The 20,279-nt window shown below is 37.6% G+C and carries 20 protein-coding genes; 2 read left to right on the top strand and 18 right to left on the bottom strand.

Features of this window, described 5'->3' with window-relative positions:
* Positions 1-53: 53 nt before the first annotated feature.
* From BME96_RS06655 to kynU, 15 genes are all read right to left on the bottom strand, one after another.
* A complete protein-coding gene (locus BME96_RS06655) occupies positions 54-530 on the bottom strand; it encodes a GNAT family N-acetyltransferase (RefSeq protein WP_071648703.1) in 477 nt (158 codons plus the stop codon).
* Between the two features lie 340 nt (positions 531-870).
* Positions 871-1,380 carry a GrpB family protein gene (locus BME96_RS06650; protein ID WP_019377331.1) on the bottom strand — a complete coding sequence of 170 codons (510 nt, stop codon included), beginning with the start codon at positions 1,378-1,380 and terminating at the stop codon, positions 871-873.
* A gap of 40 nt (positions 1,381-1,420) precedes the next feature.
* Positions 1,421-2,431: a serine hydrolase domain-containing protein gene (locus BME96_RS06645; protein ID WP_071648702.1), complete on the bottom strand. Its 1,011-nt coding sequence runs from the start codon at positions 2,429-2,431 to the stop codon at positions 1,421-1,423.
* 47 nt (positions 2,432-2,478) lie between these two features.
* Positions 2,479-3,342, bottom strand: a complete 864-nt coding sequence (locus BME96_RS06640; protein WP_071648701.1) for a hypothetical protein — start codon at positions 3,340-3,342, stop codon at positions 2,479-2,481.
* Positions 3,343-3,485: 143 nt separating this feature from the next.
* Complete coding sequence (locus tag BME96_RS06635) at positions 3,486-4,262, bottom strand: GNAT family N-acetyltransferase (RefSeq protein ID WP_060681808.1); 777 nt, start codon at positions 4,260-4,262, stop codon at positions 3,486-3,488.
* Between the two features lie 259 nt (positions 4,263-4,521).
* Positions 4,522-4,728 carry a hypothetical protein gene (locus tag BME96_RS06630; protein ID WP_071648700.1) on the bottom strand — a complete coding sequence of 69 codons (207 nt, stop codon included), beginning with the start codon at positions 4,726-4,728 and terminating at the stop codon, positions 4,522-4,524.
* A 23-nt stretch (positions 4,729-4,751) separates the two neighbouring features.
* Complete coding sequence (locus BME96_RS06625) at positions 4,752-5,039, bottom strand: hypothetical protein (protein ID WP_060681810.1); 288 nt, start codon at positions 5,037-5,039, stop codon at positions 4,752-4,754.
* Positions 5,030-6,790, bottom strand: a complete 1,761-nt coding sequence (locus tag BME96_RS06620; protein ID WP_083547429.1) for a M56 family metallopeptidase — start codon at positions 6,788-6,790, stop codon at positions 5,030-5,032. The genes BME96_RS06625 and BME96_RS06620 overlap by 10 nt, the downstream gene beginning before the upstream one ends.
* A 21-nt stretch (positions 6,791-6,811) precedes the next feature.
* A complete protein-coding gene (locus tag BME96_RS06615; RefSeq protein ID WP_019377338.1) occupies positions 6,812-7,906 on the bottom strand; it encodes a LolA family protein in 1,095 nt (364 codons plus the stop codon).
* A complete protein-coding gene (locus BME96_RS06610) occupies positions 7,893-9,371 on the bottom strand; it encodes a HAMP domain-containing sensor histidine kinase (protein ID WP_071648699.1) in 1,479 nt (492 codons plus the stop codon). The genes BME96_RS06615 and BME96_RS06610 overlap by 14 nt, the downstream gene beginning before the upstream one ends.
* Entirely contained in the window at positions 9,368-10,069 is a 702-nt protein-coding gene (locus tag BME96_RS06605) for a response regulator transcription factor (RefSeq protein ID WP_071648698.1), read from the bottom strand. The genes BME96_RS06610 and BME96_RS06605 overlap by 4 nt, the downstream gene beginning before the upstream one ends.
* A 265-nt stretch (positions 10,070-10,334) precedes the next feature.
* Positions 10,335-11,678, bottom strand: coding sequence for a sodium-dependent transporter (locus tag BME96_RS06600; protein WP_019377341.1), 1,344 nt, complete (start codon positions 11,676-11,678; stop codon positions 10,335-10,337).
* Between the two features lie 55 nt (positions 11,679-11,733).
* Complete coding sequence (kynA, locus tag BME96_RS06595) at positions 11,734-12,585, bottom strand: tryptophan 2,3-dioxygenase (RefSeq protein WP_019377342.1); 852 nt, start codon at positions 12,583-12,585, stop codon at positions 11,734-11,736.
* Complete coding sequence (kynB, locus tag BME96_RS06590; protein ID WP_019377343.1) at positions 12,582-13,220, bottom strand: arylformamidase; 639 nt, start codon at positions 13,218-13,220, stop codon at positions 12,582-12,584. The genes kynA and kynB overlap by 4 nt, the downstream gene beginning before the upstream one ends.
* Positions 13,220-14,494: a kynureninase gene (gene kynU / locus BME96_RS06585; RefSeq protein ID WP_071648697.1), complete on the bottom strand. Its 1,275-nt coding sequence runs from the start codon at positions 14,492-14,494 to the stop codon at positions 13,220-13,222. Before kynU ends, kynB begins: the two co-directional genes overlap by 1 nt.
* Positions 14,495-14,638: 144 nt before the next feature.
* On the opposite strand from kynU, the gene BME96_RS06580 reads away from it, so the two are divergent.
* Positions 14,639-15,247: a TetR/AcrR family transcriptional regulator gene (locus tag BME96_RS06580; protein WP_019377345.1), complete on the top strand. Its 609-nt coding sequence runs from the start codon at positions 14,639-14,641 to the stop codon at positions 15,245-15,247.
* 235 nt (positions 15,248-15,482) lie between these two features.
* Here BME96_RS06580 and BME96_RS06575 read toward each other — a convergent pair whose 3' ends face one another.
* Positions 15,483-16,910: an aldehyde dehydrogenase family protein gene (locus BME96_RS06575; RefSeq protein WP_071648696.1), complete on the bottom strand. Its 1,428-nt coding sequence runs from the start codon at positions 16,908-16,910 to the stop codon at positions 15,483-15,485.
* A gap of 191 nt (positions 16,911-17,101) precedes the next feature.
* Between BME96_RS06575 and BME96_RS06570 the strand changes: the two genes are divergently transcribed.
* Positions 17,102-17,755 carry a serine/threonine protein kinase gene (locus tag BME96_RS06570; protein WP_071648695.1) on the top strand — a complete coding sequence of 218 codons (654 nt, stop codon included), beginning with the start codon at positions 17,102-17,104 and terminating at the stop codon, positions 17,753-17,755.
* Positions 17,756-17,819: 64 nt separating this feature from the next.
* On the opposite strand, the gene BME96_RS06565 is transcribed toward BME96_RS06570, so the two are convergent.
* Positions 17,820-18,251, bottom strand: a complete 432-nt coding sequence (locus tag BME96_RS06565) for a S1 domain-containing RNA-binding protein (protein WP_019377348.1) — start codon at positions 18,249-18,251, stop codon at positions 17,820-17,822.
* 343 nt (positions 18,252-18,594) lie between these two features.
* Complete coding sequence (locus BME96_RS06560) at positions 18,595-20,157, bottom strand: hypothetical protein (protein WP_071648694.1); 1,563 nt, start codon at positions 20,155-20,157, stop codon at positions 18,595-18,597.
* Positions 20,158-20,279: the final 122 nt, after the last annotated feature.

The raw sequence follows: 20,279 nt of genomic DNA, 5'->3' as shown, positions 1-20,279 counted from the left end.
GCATTAATTATTTTTATTGCTTGCATTGTTTACTTATCAATGTTGGATATGAACTAATTTTGCTTATATAAATCATAACTCATTTTTAGGAATTCATAAGTTCCTCCGTTTGTATCCTGTTTAAAAGTTTCCTCAGGAACAAATCCAACTTTTTTATATACATTAATTGCACGTTCATTAAAGTTTGCGACTGAGAGAGTAATGGTTGCTGGCTTGTATTTATTAATCCCGAATTCGATACCTGTTTTTAGAAAATCCTCTCCATTTCCTTGGCCTGTCAGTTGCGGCTTCATCCCCAAACCGATGTCTATTATATTAGCATCCAGCTTCTGGAAACAGAAAAATCCGATAAGCTCATTGGCATTTATTACAACAAAATAGTTAGACGCCCGAGCCTCTTCATCAAGGAATTCATTTAGGTCTTCTTCGTCCGCTTCCATATCGTAAAATGAGTATTCACCCTCATAATGACAATGGTAAGCAATAATTTCTGCATGCTGCTGTGTCATTGGTATAAATTCATATTTCATTCTGTTTCCTCCAAGTTTATTTCTTGCACTGCTCTCTCATCTTGGATGGGCTGTCTCTCATTTCTGGCGTTGCTCTCTCATCTCGGGTGGGTTGTCTCTCATTTCTGACGTTGCTTTCTCATCTCGGGTGGGCTGTCTCTCATTTCTAGCGCTGCTCTCTCATCTGGGATGGGCTGTCTCTCATTTCTGGCGTTGCTTTCTCATCTCGGATGGGCTGCCTCTCATTTCTAGCGCTGCTCTCTCATCTAGGATGGGCTGTCTCTCATTTCTAGCGCTGCTCTCTCATCTGGGATGGGCTGTCTCTCATTTTGCACGTTATTCACAGTACTCAGTAATAATACTAGTTTTCTTTTGCCCAAAGAAGGGCGCGTTCCTCCAGTTCCTGAATAAATGGCTTTTTCGCTTTACTATAAAAACGTGTATCATTGTACTCCTGCGCCAGCTTTTCCTTTAAGCGACTATACATAGTAGCTTCTTTCGGGTAGGTACGCAAATAATCCCTTACAATGAGATGCCTTTCGATTTCAGGATGGTCACTCTGATAAACATGTAGATGATGGGTTCGGTTTTCACCACCCTTGCGAAATAATCTCCGTCCTGAGATCCCCCATTCACCTGCAGCTTCATAACCTATAGTTTCAAGCGTTAGATTAAAAGCATCAATTTTACTAATGTCTTTTACAAGACACATGATATCTATAACGGGTTTTGCCTTCATGCCTGGAACGGAGGTGCTGCCAAAGTGCTCAAAGCAGACAACCTCATCTTTCAATATGCTTTTCAGTTCAAGTGTTTCTTGTTTATAGAGCTGGACCCAATTCTTATTATATGCTTGAAGACGTATCTCCAAAAAATCACCTCATGGATTGTAATAGGATCAATATTATTACTTACTTCTCCAATATTATTTCTTCTACTAAACGCATCATTTCAAATGCACCTTCTGATTTATTTGAGCAAATGGTGCTAATAAAACTACTTTGAGGATAATAAGCTGAATGGAAGCTGACACCAGGGTCATAACCCATAACATGATATTTCAAAATTTCCCCAGTTGAATTTTTACTTATCCAGACGCCATAACCATAAAAAACGTTCTTATTGGCCTGTATCATAGGTGATAATAAGATTTTGGTAGTTTCTTCGTTTAATAGTTTACAATGAATCAGATTTGACCAAAGCTTTGTCATATCTTCTGCAGTTACAAACGCACCTCCATCCGGCCCGCCCTTTACTGGCAAGGAATATATATTGGTTTTCCACTCTTCCCCCGGGAGTTCAATATAACCTAAGGCAGTATTTGCTGGAAGAGAATCAAGGGAGAAATATCCTGAGTCAACCATAGCTGCTTTTCTAAAAATATACTTTTCAACATATTGCGAGAATGCCATACCACTAATCGCTTCTATAATTAAACCAAGTAATATGTATCCGGCATTGTTATAATGGAACTTTTCACCTGGTGTGAACTTCATTGGCTTATTTGAAAACATTGGTAAAAAGTCTGCTGGTTTTCGAAGAAGATACATCGGGTTTTGCTCCCAAAGCTCCTCGAAATCATCCATCTCTTCTTCATCAAAGTAATCGGGGATACCGGAAGTGTGTGTAAGTAATTGATGAACTGTAACTCCCAAATCAATATGTTTAAACTCATATGGAAGGCATTCACTCAGCTTGGAGTGAAAAGAAAGTTTATCTTGCTCCACAAGCTGACAGATTGCTATTGCCGTAAATAATTTACATCCTGAAGCAATACCAAATCGTGTATCGATGTTATTCTTTACCGAGTGCGACCGATTGGCATAGCCAAAGCTTTCCTTTACTTCTACTTTCCCTTTTCTTTGTACATACACTACTCCAGAAAAATCCTTCTGCTTCTGTAGATTTAGTTTTTCATGCATTTGGTTCTCCCCCTATCCTCCGCAAATCTATATAACTTCTTCCCCTCCTAAAAAGAAACATGAATGCTTGTTCTTTTCCCCATTTCTTCTTTAGTCTTTTTATTTACGGGAAGTTTTGCTAGTTTTAGCGTCACTTCTGATATATTTAATGTTGGGTCATCTAACATATATACAAGTGTTGTATTCCTAGGTATTTGTGTATCAAAATTCACATTGGTCATGCCACTGAACATATCATGAGCGAATAAGTTTTTACTACCAATATGAAGAGTAGCAGCTGCAAATGGAAATCCAATTGGCTCCTTGCTTGTATTTTGCAGGATTGCATCCACCTGAACGAATTTCACTTTTTCTCCGGAGATACCTGAAATTGCGCTATCCGTCACATCGCCACTCACGATGTTTATATTTTTAATTTTAATCGTCATCGGCCCTACATATACTTTTGAAAGATTCGTCCATTGTTTTTCAATAACAAACGTACCTGTATCTGTTTTCACAGTCTCTCCCTGTGCACCTTCCACTGCGAATTGTCCTTTTGGATACTCGTCAAACCCCGCCTTATCCTCAGGCATTTTCACTCCCTTTTCCTTATCTTCTTTTTCATCTTGACCTTGAGTACTTTTCTCTTTGGTTTCTTTATCTTCTTTCCTTACTTGCTCTTCGGCTTCCTTCTTTTCAGCTACATCATTTTCTTTTGCTGTATTTGGTATTTGCTGGTTCTTGTTCTCTTTTTCTGATGGGTTGCTATTTTCCCTCTCCACTTGAGATTCTTCATCTTCATCAGAAAAATTATTTGTCAAGAGCTCATTTGCTTCGTTCCCAACCAAATCAAAATAACTTAACCCACCGAGATCCTTTACTGAAAAACTAACTGTGAATGCTAATGTAATTAACCATTTTTTCCACATCCATTATCCCCCTTGCTATAAGTTACTTCTCTAAGGGTAGCAAGGGTATAACAAAGATACAAGGTTTATTTTTCCTTTTGTTGGTAATTATAACTCAAACAAATCATTGGGATACTATACACTTGCTAGACTTTTTTTCAGTGCTAATCCATTACAGGAGAATTACATTCATATGTATAAGCCAGACAAAGAAAGCCTTGTTTCTCTAAAATTTTTCTGCTCATTGGACTTGCATCAACAGTTAAAAAAGAATATCCTTTTTCATAGGCCTTTTTGGCCCTTGCTGACAAAAGAGCATGATAGTATCCTCTTCCCCTATATTCCAATAGTGTAGATCCGCCCCAAAGGCTTGCAAAAGATGAGCTATCCTCCAAATACATCCAGGCAGCACTCACTAACCTATCCTCATCATAAATTCCATATAAATATAACGACTCTGGGTAATTTTGTTTATCACGCCATAATCTTTCTCCGAGCTCATTATGCGCTTCCTTCCAAATAGCTTCTTCCAAACTAATTATATCTTTGATTCCTTTTTGATCCGTAATTTCTTTTACCTCTATAGCAGGTCTACTGTGAAGTAATGGATGATCTTCCACCAACTTCATCATCATTAATGCTTCTGTGTTTCCAATAAGGAAGCCTTCCTCTTTCAGTATGTCAACTAAGTTTACCGGTTGATCATAACTATAAACCTTCCATTCAAATCCTTGCCCCAACTTTTGAAAATAGCTTAACTCTTGTCGAACCACTTCTCGAGCATTACTTTGATTTAAAGTGGACGCGATCACAAACCCTTTCTCATCAAAATTGGAAACATGGCGTACAACATGCTCAGTTTCTTCTCTTCTATATCCCTGTGTATACGCTTCCTGCCGTAATTCCTTATGAAACAAGTGAAGCCATTCATGGTTAATCATTACAAAACCTCTTCCCTCTGTCTTCTGTTTAATTATTTTATCATAATTTTTTCATTATTAGTACGTTTCTACAGCTGTAAGCAACTTGCTCTTTTAGCTAAGGAAATTATTTATTGAAGGTTCCGAGAAGGTTAACGAATTAGAGTCTCAACATATATTAGAACCAATTGTTTAACTTACGCTATAAGTCATCCAGCAAAAAATAAGGATGTCTACCTATAATGGCAAACATCCAATTGCGAGAAATTTAAATTTACTTTCATTGATAAAAGCCCAGCATGTAAAGAACAGCTACTCCAGCCAGTATTGTTAGAATACCTGCTAGTAAAATAAGCAGGGAAGATTTTTTATTCTTAGTTTGAGTGAACACAGCAATAGAACCAATAAGGGTGACGAGCATTCCAAAAAATAAAGCTGCATAAGGGTTCGTGGGGGTAATTAAATCATGTAATTGTAACCACTCCATCTATTTACCTCCTCTACTAACTTTTATTCTATATTTTTAAGCCACTCCAATAGTTTAACCTTTGAATAATAAGCAGTATTATTCACCGTAATATGAGGTATTTCAGGATGTTCTTTTAATAACACTTGTGTATCTGCGTTGGAAATCCCAATAATATGATGTACCTCATTTTCATGAATCAGTGCATGATCATCATCCGCTTCCTCAAATAAATTACGTGCAGATGGGTTTTTGAAATTTTTTAAACCGTCTCCAATAAAGTAACCCATGGCAGCTAATCCAAGCCCCACCCATAGAAGATCTATTTCCATGCATTAACCTCCTTCGTATTTTGCTCATTACAATGGATACTTTTTCTAAAAAAATCGGGCAGGGATTCTTTTAATCTTGCGCCAGCCCAACCCATTAGCGTTGATCTCCACCCCTTATACGTACGTAGAGAATATATACGCCAATATAGTGGCGGATGAACCATAAATTGAAACTCAATAAACCTCAGAAACCATCCTTCCCGTTCTGTACTAAGTTTTCTTTTTACCGAATTTGCACCTTGTGTGCTATAAGATAGCTTCTTTTTAACTGCTTCATCCTGTGCTTTACCTAATTCATAAAGTCCATTAGCCATTTGAGAGCGTTGTTTATCAAGGAGCAAAGAGCCTAGATAATCCGCACGCATCTCTGTCCATTGTGCAATAAATGATAAATACACAGGGAATAGAATCATTAGGAAGTAGATAAGAATCGTAAGGAACACAATATGATCGGTCAACATCAATAGTTGATCATAAAAAAGATAGGACCCTGCAGCAATCACTGTGAAAAAAAGCATGCGAGCAATTTGATTGCTTAGTATATCCCTCTTTTTAATATGAATCGCCTCATGTGCGATAATTGCTTTTATCGTATTTAGGGAAAGCTGTGCTGTGGCACTTGTCAGCATAATCGTTCCCCGCCCAAGGTTCATTCCAGTTGCCAGTCCGTTATGAATTGGTGAATCAACAAGATATAAACGTGTTTTGCTTATTCCAGCTTGCTTAAACAACTGTTGTGCTTCATTGAATAACTTTCCTTCTGTAAGCTCCTTTGCGTCTGAGGCTGCCACAAGTACACGATCAGAAATATACAAATTAAAGACCCACCACAATAATACAAAGCTGATCATGACATAGGAAGGAGCATCTAACCAAATCAATATAAATAGTAATCCTGTATAGGCTGAAACTCCCTTTACCGTTATAGCATAATACCCTTTCCAAAAGAGACGCTTTAAGTTATCCGGATGCCAAAGTGCTGCCACTTTCTTTTCTTTCTGCTCCGTATCTTCTTTCATGCCTTTTATTAATTGTTTGAAAATGTTTGATTTCAAGTCAAAGTTAATGTATATTGTTTCTCCCGGAAACGACAGCCGGAGTACAGAATTGAAGGATATGGTATAATCTATGTTTTCCGACATAAATGTAAACATCGGATGGAGACGCAGCAGATCGGGACCTGTTTCCCTACGTATTTCCTGTACTTCTTCCAAAGGTAAATCCCTTGGTTCCAAGGCTGACATGATAATAAGCCGATTTTGTTCCGGAAGAAAATAGAGTTCTGCAGTTACATAATTAGTTACTCTCGAAATAAATTGGGTAATTGTTAAGATAAAATAGATTCCAATAAAAAACTTTAAAAGTGCATAGGTTTCTGGTGCATAAAAAATAAATAGTAGTCCGATCGAGCTAACTAAAAGAACGAAAAAGATATCCAAGGTTAGTCTTCGCACGTCTTTTTCCTGTTGAATCTTTTTGTAGGAAGATTGCTTTAACTCCTCTTTTAATTGGCGTTGCTTTGCTTGTTTATCCCGATCAAAAATAACAAGTAAACTCCCGTACACGAAAGCACATAAACTGATTAACATAAGTGCCTCTGTAATCTCGTACGTCAGAAACAGATAAATAAGAAAGCCAAGGATGACGCTTATTTCAAATAGCTTCCCAATGCGCTTAGGAAGAATAAAAGATATAAAAGCGATCATTCCTGTTAATACAATGTAACTAATGATTGTCATAGCCTGGGGCATTCTTTCTTCCCTCCCCTGTTTTTACTTCACTATTTGCATCTTTTCCGTCGCTTGCAATAACTTCTCCAAAGGAATTGACGGATCAATAATTAATATAGAATATGTTAAGCCTTCTTCCTGCCACACCAAGTTACGAAACCCTTCCATATCAATAAAGGAACCTTCATGATTTCTAACTGTAACCGACTCTTCCTCCGGGAGCGTATAGGTTTCATCTTCCTCCTTTGGCGATTCGAATACAGACAAGGTTAAAAAAGGTACATCTTCTTTGTTGTAATTAATATTGATTTCCGTACGTTCTACTAAGCCTGTAAGATCGTCTTGCTCAATAGTAGAGATTTCCATTCCGTTTTCTTCTGGAAAATAAAGGAACGGAGTATCCAAGCCTTCCCTTGCTTGCTGTAAGGTGACGGTTTTCATCTTATTAAGCTCATTTAAATTCTTTATTTCTACGTCTTCTGCCAGATGGAGGGCAAATTTCTTCTCTGGAATAGTTGCACCTACATCTATTTTGGTATAAATCGCTTTGGACGTTTGATTACCTGAGGTAGAATACATCTTCAATACCATCCAATTTTCCTTATCAATCCATAATTCCTGCTTACCTAGTAAACTACTTTTTTCTTTAGGCTTGGCGACAAGATGGAAAGTATTACGCCCTGCGATTTTTTCATCTCCTTCACTGGTAATCTCATGTGTTTCCTGAATCATTTCCAGGATGGCGTTTGCCTGTTCTTTTGGTGACGGTTGATTAAACTCAATTATTTCTTTATCATCTATTATTGTCGCTTGCTTTTCTTTTTCATCATATGTTGTGATTGTTTGGCCGTCGTTTACCACGATCACTTTATCTTTTTCACTCTCATCCGTCGTTTCGATACGTATTTTTCCGTCCTTACTGCGCCACTCCTTCATCCTCATTTTCTCGATCATTTCGCCATTATCATATATTTCCATGAGGGACTCTCCATAATAGTTAGGATTCTCCTCCTCTTCCAAGGCGTTATTAATCATTTGTTCAGGTGAATAGCTACTTGTTTCGGTAGAGCAGCCGCTACTTAAAATTAATGCCCCAAAAGTAGTTAGTATGCCCATCCTCCATTTAGTTACCTTCATTTACAATCTTTTCTCCCCTCTGTGGCAAGACACAAATAACACAAGTCCCCACCTCTTCTTTAGAAAATAACTTCACTGTCCCTCCATGTTTCTCCATGATCTGTTTTGTTATGCTTAGCCCCAAACCGGTACCTTGTGCATCTCGTTTACTCCTCGCTTCATCTACTTGGTAAAGCGGATCAAATACACGTAACAAATTCTCTTCTTTGATTCCCTTCCCCTCATTTTGCACAATAAAGTAGGATGAAGGCATTGGAGTTACAAAATCTTCCGGATCAACAAAATCAAATATTTCGTCTTTTAGCTTCGCTGGTTCAGAAACAGCAGCTATCCAGATCCTCCCATTCTCCGGTGTGTGGGAAATAGCGTTACTTACCAAATTATCTGCTATTCGAATTATTTGTTTTGGATTCACTTCAAACAATCCTTGAACATCAGCGTATGCTTGAAGGCAAATATTCTTTTTCTTACACAAAGGTTCGTAATCTCCCACAAGCATCTCAAAAAACTCTGATCCATCGACCTCAACCAGCTCCATATCATGCTTTGGTGACTGAAGGAGAGTGAAGGTCAACAAATCATCAAGCATTTGTTGCATGAAATCTGCCTTCTCCTTTATTACACGTTGGTAATCTCTTTTTTCTGATGGTGACAAATCCTTTTCCACTTGTAATGATTCGGCATAAGCTTTAATAGATGTGAGTGGTGTTTTCAAATCATGGGAAACACTGGCAATTAAATATTCCTTTGCTTGCTGTTCCTGCTCAAGATATTTTCTTGCATTGTTTATTTGTCTGCGAATATCGTAAAAGTGCTTTGTTAACTTACCAATCTCATCATTATTTGTTGGTTTTTCCTTTACTTGAGTACCTGCTGCAAATGCTGTCATCTCATTCATCAATCCGGTAAGTCTTATATTTAACTTTTTATTTACAAGTCGGATAATGCAAATATAAATAAGTATAAAGACGAAGATAAATAATCCACCAACTAGTAAACTACGGTTTTTCACACCGGCTACCCACGTATCACGTGCTAGTTCTACATGAAAGAAACCGACAAGCTCATTTTCGGAGAAAACAGGTTGTTTGTATGTATACGTACGGTATCCCCGTTCCAAGGAATAGAGACCTTCATACAGCTGTTGCTTTCCAATTCCGTAATGGGCCGGCATAAAGGAAGGGTTTGATGTATAAATAACAACCCCATCCGGATTAAACAATGCAATCGATTGTTTTGTATTTGCAATAGTATCCAAGCGTTTTCTATATGTTTTTGATGAATAAAGCTTTGGATCACTTAGTGACTGATTCAACGACTGTAAAGCAGAGACGGTCTCCACATGCTCTGTTACTTTTTGTTCATTATTGTAGGACTGAATCCAGCCAAACAAGAGATAAGCTGCAATTAATGGCAACACCATTACAACAAAATACGAGATGAGTAACCATGTTTTAATCTTCATAGGGGTTCACCTATAAATCGATACCCCTTTCCCCAGTCCGTTTGAATAAACTTAGGGTTTTTGACTGGATCAGCCAATTTTTCTCTTAATGCTTTTATATGGACGGTGACAGTAGGAACGCCATCTGCTTCGAGTTGTTTCCAAACATGCTCATATAGTTCTGTTTTGGAGAATGTCTCCCCAGGGTGCTTAGCAAGTACTTCCAATAATTCATACTCTTTGCTTGTGAGAGGAACCTTTACTTCGTTTAGAGTAACCTGCTTCTGGTCCCAATTAACTTTCAAACCATGCATATATGTTGAACTGTTAACTCTTGCTTCTTGGCCTTGGTACCTCCTCCATCGGCGTAATTGAGATGCTACTCTTGCTTTTAGTTCTACCAGGCTGAATGGTTTTGCAACATAGTCATCTGCTCCTAAGTGTAATCCAGCAACCTTATCCTCATCTTCCTTGCGGGCACTAATTATGATTAAGGGGATATCACTTTTCCAACGAATATTTTTACAAAGTGTAAAGCCATCCATTTCAGGTAGCATTAAATCTACCAATACAAGATCGTATAAATTCTCCTGAAAATCCTCCCAACCTTCCAGCCCGGTCGTTGCCCAGGTAACTTCATAGTTTTCGCGTATGAGCATATCTCGTACGACCCGAGCAATTTCCGGGTCATCCTCAACTAATAGAATACGTGCTTGCATGCTGATTCCTCCTGTATAGTGTTACTATATCATGGTAAAAACGGATAAAAACAAACTTTATAAATTCTTTATAATTAAATCAATCAAGCAATCTACTGCTGAAACGATTATATCATTTCCCGGGCAATGAAAAGAGCGTCACCCTTAATAGGATGACGCTCTTTTCATTCCTGTTTACACACATGCAATTTTATACGAAACCCACTTAAATTGAACTTATTTTCAGTTAATTTCGCATCTGGTTGTTTCTAGATTTAGATTTTATCTAAATAAATCCTAGTGAATAAATGAAAACAATTAAAATAGTTACAGGTACTACATAGCGCATGAGAAACCGCCATGCTTTAAAAATGCCCATACCAACTTTGGAGCCTGATCTAAATTCCTCCATAACAATCGCCTGATCCATGCGAAAAGAAATAAATATTGCAATTAACAAGCTGCCTAATGGAAGTAAAATATTACTAACGAGGAAATCAGTCGCATCGAATACGGATTTACCAAATATAGATACATCTGCAAGAACACCAAACGATAATGCTGCTGGTATGCTGGCCAGGAAGACAATACAGCCTGTTATTAATGTTACTTTACGCCTTGTATAATTTTTATTCGCAATGAATGCCGAGATGATAATTTCCAATAGGCTAAATGAGGATGTCAATGTAGCAAATAAAAATAGTAATAGAAACAAAGCTAAGAACACAGAACCAAATGCCATTTGACTAAATACTGTTGGTAAGACAACAAATAATAGTCCCGGACCTGCTGCTGGCTCTAGTCCAAATGCAAAAACTACTGGAAAAATAGCTAATCCTGCGAGCAAGGATACTAATATATTTAAAGTTACTACACTCCCCGCTGAATTAGGTATGCTTTCCTGTTTACTTAAATAGGAACTATATGTAACCATACAGGAAAACCCTACAGCCAGAGAGAAAAAGGACTGACCAAGCGCATACAGGATACCCTCACCTGTAATGCGGGAAAAATCTGGACTTAAGAAAAACTCTATCCCTGCCATTGCGCCGTCTAACGTAATAGATCGCACTACAAGAATAATGAAAAAGATAAATAGAAGCGGCATGAGATATTTACTCGCTTTTTCAATGCCATTTTTAATACCAAACAAAAGCACAATTACATTAATGAGCAGGAATATTGCTAATCCTCCAAGCCCCATCCATGGTGTACCAATAATGGTATCAAATAAAGCGCCATAATTTGCTCCTTCTTTAATAACGTTACCTGTTAAACTTAATCCGGAATAAAGGACGATCCAACCACCCACAACACTATAAAAGGATAACAGTAAAAAACAGCCCACAACGCCAAGTCTTCCAATTATCCGCCAAGAGGAATTTGGAGCCAAATGGTCATAAGCAGAAACTGCTTCTCTTTTTGCTCCCCTTCCAATGATAAATTCTGAAATTAACATTGGTAAACCAATAAATATAGTAAATAGCACAAACACTAGGAAAAACGCTCCACCGCCATTCATACCCGTAGCATATGGAAATTTCCATATTGCTCCGAGTCCGATGGCTGCCCCGGCAGATGACAAAATAAACCCTAACTTAGAAGACCATTGTTCTCTTGATTCTTTCATTAATTTTCCCCCTTTGGATTAAGAAATAAGAACTTCTTTATCTATCAAACTATGATTAGATCTCTGTACGAAGCTGCCAAAGTTCAGGGAAGAAATATTGATCAAGCACCTTTTTTAAATAGCTGACACCACCTGATCCGCCTGTCCCCATCTTAAAGCCAATAATTCGTTCTACTGTTTTCATATGACGGAAGCGCCACTGCTGGAATTGGTCCTCAATATCAACTAGCTCCTCAGCAAGCTCATATAGCTCCCAATATTGGTCAACGTTTTTATATACTGTCTTCCACGCTTCCTTCACACTCTCATTTTTTTGATGTGTTTCACTTACATCCCTGTCCAGGACTTCCTGATCAATTGACAGCCCAGCTCTAGCCAGTGCTTGTATTGCTACATCATAAATACTCGGTGCCTCATACGCTGCCTTCAGCTTTTCATGTAGCTCAGGATTTTTCTCATAGATTTTAATTACATAATCGGTTTTGTAACCAAGTGCAAACTCGATAAGCCGATTCTGATACGATTGGAAGCCGGAAGCATTGCCAAGCTTATCGCGAAATTCAATATACTCACTAGGAGTTAAAGTAGCCAGCACATCCCATACATTTTTTAGCTGCATTTGGATTTGAGAAACTCTCGCCAGCTTTTTAAACGCCTCACGTAAATTGTCTGCCTGAATATCATGAATAGCTGAATTCATTTCATGTAGAATCTGCTTCATCCAGATTTCACTCACATGGTGAACCGAAATAAATAACATTTCATCATGATGATCACTCAATGGATGATGACTTGCCAATAGTGTATCAAGTCCTAAGTAATCACTGTAAGTCATTTTTTCTTTGAAATCAGTATGAATGCTTTTCTCGTTTTTAAATGCTTCATGTTTATTTTTATTTGTCATCATTTGCTGTCTCCTTCTAGTGGTTTAATTACGGCACGCACGGGACTACCATCAGCCTCTTTTAGTGGCAAAGGTAAAGCAACTAACTCGTAATCGCCTTCCTCGACATGATCCAACATGACATTTTCCAAAATATAAATGTCATTCTCGTGCAATGCATGATGGCCAGCAAGATCTTTGCTTGTAACCGGATCAATAGACGGTGTATCTACACCAACCAGTTTGACACCTAATTTCTTCATATAAGCAGCTCCATCTGGAGTGACTGGTGGTACTTCATCCGGGAATCTTTCAGGATTATTTGGCAAAGAAGTGCGAATGAGTAAACGTTCTGCCTGTGTCAATTGTTTTGATTTCAAAGCTGCCTCGTCAATTGCAGGGAATTCACTTACGTCAATGACTTTGCATGGCCCGATATAACGGTCGATATCCATATCCAAAATTCTTTTACCATCATTCAGAAAATGAAATGGTGCGTCAACATGTGTACCTATATGAGCACTTGTTGTTATTCGACCAATATTGACAGATCCGGTTTCTTCTTTTGTAAGAGCAGTTTCATATTGAAAGCTTGTATCTCCTGGCCAGTGAGCTATTGAATTTGTTAACGGCTGTGAAATATCAATCCATTTTGTCATTAAGAAACAATCTCCCTTTTGTTTTCAAATTGCTTGTAAAGCTCTTCTCTCATAATTTCCTTTAAGATATGGACACATTCATACACATCTTCAAATGTATTGTACAATGCTACCGGAGCTAAACGGATGCCACTTGGCGTACGGAAATCAGGAATAACCTTTTTCATTTTTAGTGCCTTACATATACGGGCGGCTTCCGGATGCTCCAAATACACATGTCCGCCGCGTTGCTTTGGATCAACTGGATTACATATTTTTAAATCGAATTCATCTAATTCATGCTTAATTAATTCCATCATATAGTTCGTTAACTTCAACGATTTTTCACGCACCCTATCAATTCCTGCTTCATTAAATAATTCCAGGGCACCTATGAGTGGTGCTGCACTTAATACATGTGGTGTACCAATTTGAAACGCGCCGGCATCTTCGGCAGGTGTAAGTGAATGTTCCATATCAAACTGTTTGTCTTTTCGCGAACTGAACCATCCTGCTAATCCTGGAGTAATACCTGCATGTTTTTCGTGGACAAATAGCCCGCCAACACTTCCAGGTCCTCCATTTAAATGTTTATACGTACACCAAAACGCAAAGTCAGTCCCCCAGTCATGTAACTGATGAGGCACGGATCCAATCGAATGACATAAATCAAATCCAATCTGAATACCACGTTCGTGTGCGGCCTTTGTAAGTTTCTCCATGTCTAAAATCTGGCCACTTCGATAAAGGACTCCTGGAAGAACAATCAATGCCACTTCGTCAGTCATTGCATTAATAATATCTTCTTCATCCAGTACATGCCCATTCGTGCTTGGCACCTGAATAAGATGTGTATCATCATAACCCTTCAGTGCCAACTGAGCTTTAAGTGCATAAATATCACTTGGGAAATTAAGTGAATCAGCTAATATCTTTGTTCGCTTTCCTTCAGGCTTATAAAATGTTGACACAAGATGATGCAAATTCACTGTTGTTGAACCAGTTGCGATAACCTCTTCCTTTTTACCGCCGACCAACTCTGTCATGCTTTCGCCAAGTTTTTCAGAAAGGTAATACCACGGTTGTTCTCCCTCTGTCCATCCATCAATAGCATATTGCTTCCAAGAATTCAGTAACTCATGAGTTGTCTCTTCGGCGCGTTTACTAAGCAAGCCTAGTGAGTTACCGTCCATGTAAACGCCATCATTTTTTAAGTAAAACTCATTCCGGAATGATCGTAATATATCTTGTTGATCCATCATTTTCGCTTCTTCTCTTGTAAAATTAGTTGCCATTACATTTATTCCTCCTATATCCTTATATTAGAACTTCATTTAATTATCAGACATATTTTACTATTGGTTTTATGATACAATAATAGTGACAAACTGTCAATGACACGTTATCAGTGAAATAACATATAATAAAAGGTGGTTTATATGGAGGATAAGAATCTAACCAAACGTGATTTGCAGGCATTGGAAACAAAGAAACGACTCATTCGCTCAGCGCACGAGGTGTTTTTGAAAAACGGCTTTAATAAGACAACCATTTCAGAAATCATTAAAAAGGCTGGTGTAGGATACGGTACTGCCTATGTATATTTTAAAAACAAGGATGCCATGTTTGTTACCGTAATGGAAAGTGTAATGGAACGTTTTTTGCAGGTCGCAGATCAAACTTTTCATCCCAATTCGGTTGTAGCTGCCCGTGAACAAATATTGAATCAAGTGAGAGCCTTCCTGGAGCTGGCTATTGAAGAAAAAAATATGCTAAAAGTAATTAAAGAAGCAATTGGCATAAGTGATGTTGTGGAAGCTAGATGGCTGGAAATTAGGAAGCAATTTATTGAAAGTATTACAAATGATATCACCTATTCCCAATCAAACAACCTTGTTAGTACAAAATTTGATGCACCTATTGCTGCAAAAAGCTGGTATTTTATGAATGAAATGTTTTTATGGGAGTGTGTAGAGACAGAGGAAGTAAACCTTGATAAAATTGTAGAACAGCTATCCTTATTATATACTTCAGCCTTATATGAATAGATAGTGATGGCTGGAAAAAGGTTTTGCTGCAATTGTTGAGGTAAAAACGTTATCTCTTAAATTCTTAGTAGGATTAAAATGCGTACTAGTGTAGGAACAATCTTCCCCAGAAGTGATTAATCTGCTGCAAAGCGGAGTTTATCATTATGCAAACTATGATAATTCCAACTAATATATTTAAACGATAAAAAACAATCCAGACATATTTTTAATGTCTGGATTGCTCTTAGAATAGTTACTTCATACCTAATATAGTCTTCGGCTCGAGATATTCGTCAATTCCATAATCTCCCCACTCACGTCCAATACCAGATTGTTTGAAGCCTCCGAATGGAGCAGAGAAATCTCCTTCTGCATTGTTAATCGTAACCCGGCCAGCGCGAATATGTTGAGCTGCCTTCGTTAAACGATTCTTATCCTTACCAATGACATAGCCTGCAAGTCCATAAGGTGTATCATTAGCCACCTCAATAGCTTCATCAAGCGAATCAACATAAATAACAGCTAATACAGGCCCGAAAATTTCTTCGCGAGCAATGGTCATTTTTTTATTATCCACATCCGTAAAAATAGTAGGCTTCGCATAATATCCTTTGTCCAGACCTTCTGGATTTCCAGTTCCTCCTGTTAATAAGGTCGCACCTTCATCAATACCTTTTTGAATATATTCCTGTACACGATCCCATATCTTTTCAGCAACTAACGGCCCTGTAAACGTATCCTCGTCTTGTGGGTCTCCTACCTTATAGTTCGGTAATACGCGTAGTAAAGCTTTTTCAAAATCGAATTTCATTTCTTTCGGCACTATAATTCGGGTTGCAGCTGTACATACCTGACCAGTATTCGTTAGCATATGCGTTACTGCAGTGTTTGCAGCGTATTCCGGATCTGTATCATTCAGCACAATAAGTGGTGACTTCCCTCCAAGCTCGAGGGCAATTTTCTTAATATTTTTCGCCCCATTTTCCATCGTCTTTTGTCCAACACCTACTGATCCAGTAAAGGAGACAAAATCAATATCCGGATGTGAGCTTATACCATTACCAATTGTGCTGCCGGTACCATTCACTAAATTAAATACACCTTTAGGTACGCCAACCTTATCGAAAATCTCAGCCAGAATTATCGCTGCAAAGGGGGTTATCTCAGCAGGCTTCAAAACCATTGGGCTACCTGCAGCTAACGCGCTGGCAATTTTAGTAGTGGTTTGATTTGTTGGAAAGTTCCATGGTGTAATCAGACCACTTACACCTATGGATTCCTTCATGATCGTGGAATCCTCCCGTTCCTCCATAAACTCAAATTGTTTTAATTCTTCAGCAGCTTGTTTAAAATGGTTATATCCCATCTGATAATGGATCTCTTCAGATTTGGTTATTGGAGAACCAAGCTCTTCCGTTATTGTTTCAATTAACTCTTCTTTTCGATTTTCATATTCTGCTGCTATTTTCTCCAATAAATCAATACGTTGTTCCCGTGTTGTAGTAGAATAAGAAGAAAAAGCTTCACGAGCAGCTTGGACAGCTTTATCCAAATCTTCCTCTGTCCCCAGACTAATTTTTCCAATTACTTCTTTGTTTGCAGGGTTAATTACTTCAGTTGTTTCGTTTCCTGTAGAATTAATCCATTCTCCATTTATATAATGTTTAAGAACGTTTCGCATGATAAAACTCCTTTATTTAAAGTCGTCACTATTTTTGTAGTAACATGGTTTCTTTTCCCTATGAAAGAAAAATGAAACCACGTCCACACACCCACCAATGAAATATTACGTGTACGAATACTATTTCATAAGCATAATTTTTTGTTCCATTCCCATATAGTAAAAATAGATAGAGGAAAGGAGCCATCCTGTTGAAACAAACCCATGAGCTTGTTGATACAATACAATTCGAAAAAGACATTAAACTAACGAGAGAAATAAAAGTGAAAGCTTATAATAAAACTTATCTCACACATATTGCTTCTGGCAGAAGTGCTGCCGTATTTTTAATTAATGATACAGACCTGGCATTGAAGGTTTTTCACCCTTATTTTGCTTCGATTACGAAGGCTGAAACGGATATATATCGACAGCTTGAAGGCGTTCATTTCTACCCGAAAATGTATGAAGCAGGGCAGAATTTTATAGTCATTGATTATATAGAGGGCACAACCTTATTTGATTGTTTAATTGAAGGCATTCCTATAAAAGAAGAAACAATTTACCAGGTGGAAAAGGCATTACATGCTGCCAAAAATCGAGGACTGAATCCATCTGATATTCACCTAAAAAACATAATACTAACACCAGAAGAAACAATTAAACTAATTGATGTCGCCCGTTTCCAACAAGAAAAAGAATGTCAGCAATGGCGTGATTTAACATATGCATACCACCATTTTTACAAACAAGAATACTTCCCAAAAAAATTATCAGGAAAAGTATTAAACTTTATCTCCTATATGTACAAACATAACCTTTTGCAAGTTTTAACGAAGAATCGAAAAAATAATCCAGTAGCTTAAAAAGCAATCAATATAAGAAAAAACAAGCCACTAGGGCTTGTTTTTCGATATGGTATAAAAGGAGTTATCCTCGTCTTCCGCCTCTACCTCCACGTTTAGTGTCTGTATGGCGTTTAAGCGTGGACAGATTTTCCTCACTGGTTTTCAAGAATTTAGCCATCTTATCTTCAAAGCTTTCCTTTGGTTTGTAGCCACTGCCTTTACCACGGAAATCCTTTGAATTGCGATCCCTATTCGGACGAGGCGTTCTTTCCGGACGCGGACGATCGATCGCTTTCTTAATTGATAAGGCTATTTTACCTTCTTTTTCACTGATGACTTTAACTTCCACTTCGTCACCAACCGTCAAGTGATCATTGACATCCTTTACAAAGCTGTCAGCCACTTCACTAATGTGAACGAGTCCGGTTTTACCTTCCGGCAGCTCGACAAAAGCTCCAAAATTAGTGATACCAGTAACTTTTCCTTTAACTTTACTACCTATTTCAGTTGACAAAAAAGCTCCCCCTTATAACTTTTAAAAGCGCTTAATTATAACAAACATTTTAAAAAATATCAAATGCCTATCGTATATAAATTAAAAAAAGTAAACAAGTCACCTTGAATTTGACTTAAAAAATATTTGACACGAAAGAATTAGAGTCATGGTGATATTGAAAAATACCTTTATATATTTTCGCTCGTATTTTTAACTTGGAAATACCAATAATTCCACTTCATATATTTTCGCATAGATTGACATTTCCGGCAATAAAATAGCCTGCAAAGCTATTTTAACAGAATTCCGAACATACACAAACCTATTCCATAATTTGTCAGTAAAACTGATTGCTCATGAATTAAAATCCAGTTAAATATGGACCGAATACAGCTGCAATCATAAGAATATGTGCTCCAATAAACAGACTGATTCGTGCAGTCCCAGCCCATTGTCTAGTATTTTTGGTAGATTGTGCACTAACATAAGCAACAATGCCGAACAAAATTATATACACATAGGCACTACCTGGAAAGGTTAAATAAGCTGGTGCCTTTGCAGCAATTGCTGGTACAAAATACTGACTCTTAAAAAGGAGTACTGCCAGCATATAAATTGCAATCCCCGTAAAAAATATCCATGATGGATCTTTCTGGACCTTCCTGGATTTCCAAAAATGCATAATCACAATAAATAAAATCGGCCAAATATACCAAATACCAGAAATCAAAAATGTTAATAGCGATATGGATAGCATACCACCTGTTTTCCCCAGGATTCGCAACCAGTCATCAGAACTTATTCCATTTGCCTTTTCAATAATGGCTTGTGAACCGGACGATATAAACATATCTTTATGACCAGAACTTGCTTCCAGCCAGGCAATGGTATTTTCATCTACCCATACAGGTTTATTTGAGACATCTGGTGTATTACTTTTTCGATGTACCTCAGTCACCTTGCCATCTTTCAGTTTAGCCGTATAAATGTTAAATGCTTTATCACCCATGAATTTCGTACGTGAAAAACCATTTGCCTGAAAAACAAGTGATGGTATATCCTTATTGAAACGAATATTTACTGTCCCTATTTCCTGAAGATCACTTCCACTTATCGGATCTTCAAATCGCAATTTAGTTATTGCATTTTCACCAAAGTTACTGTTCTCAGTCATTGCCAAATAAGTGAAAAACTCTGGAGATCCTTGTGTACTTTTTTGTATTGCTTGGATAATTAATACTACTTCATTATTTCGAACTGCAAAAGCTGTTTGCTCGGAAGCATGTCCGGGAGCAAGCTCTAAATCACCCTCTACAACCCTGGTTGCTTGCATATCATTCACCTTATATATAGTTGCGTGTACCAGGTTATTTTCGGATTGCTCTGTCATGAAGAATAGTCCTTCTTCATTCTCATAAGGCGAAATTTCCTCGGTATTTTTCGGAAGCTTCATTAACTCAGTCGATTCTTTTGTTGCTGGATTTAGCTGAAACAACTTATTCTCTTTTATGTACAAGATAGAATCCTTCATCGGATAAAACTGAGACACATCCGATACTATTTTCTCTTGATCTTTATTATAGATATGGTAATAATCATGATAAATCACATGCTCATCCTTTACATATACCTGTGTCCACTTGGTAATCGGTATAGAAACCTCTTGTTGCTCTAGTAACGTAAACTCCTCATCAAAGGTTTTTGTTACTAAAGCCTCGTTCTCATAAGAAGGAATAATGATATTACCTTCCTCCGTCTGCCTGATAACCGGGAACTTATTTAGCATTGTAGACCCAATTGGCAATGCTCTACTCCACCCCTTTTCTGGTGGCTCTGTTGCAGTTTGAAGATTTTGTACCACCAAAGAAACAATGCCAGCAAGCACTACAATCACTGGCAACATCCAAAAAAAATGCTTTCTCATTTGACCCCTACTTCCATTTATTTCTTTTTCTATATTTTAACATAATTTTCAATTTTACATATGTGAAAAAGTAGTTTTTGTTTATAACAGCTTCCATTCTTTTCAAGTTGTATAAAACCTCT

Source organism: Virgibacillus halodenitrificans (genome assembly GCF_001878675.1).
GTDB lineage: Bacteria > Bacillota > Bacilli > Bacillales > Amphibacillaceae > Virgibacillus_Q > Virgibacillus_Q halodenitrificans.
Note: the sequence above shows the minus strand (reverse complement) of the source record. Positions and strands in the feature narration are given on the sequence as shown.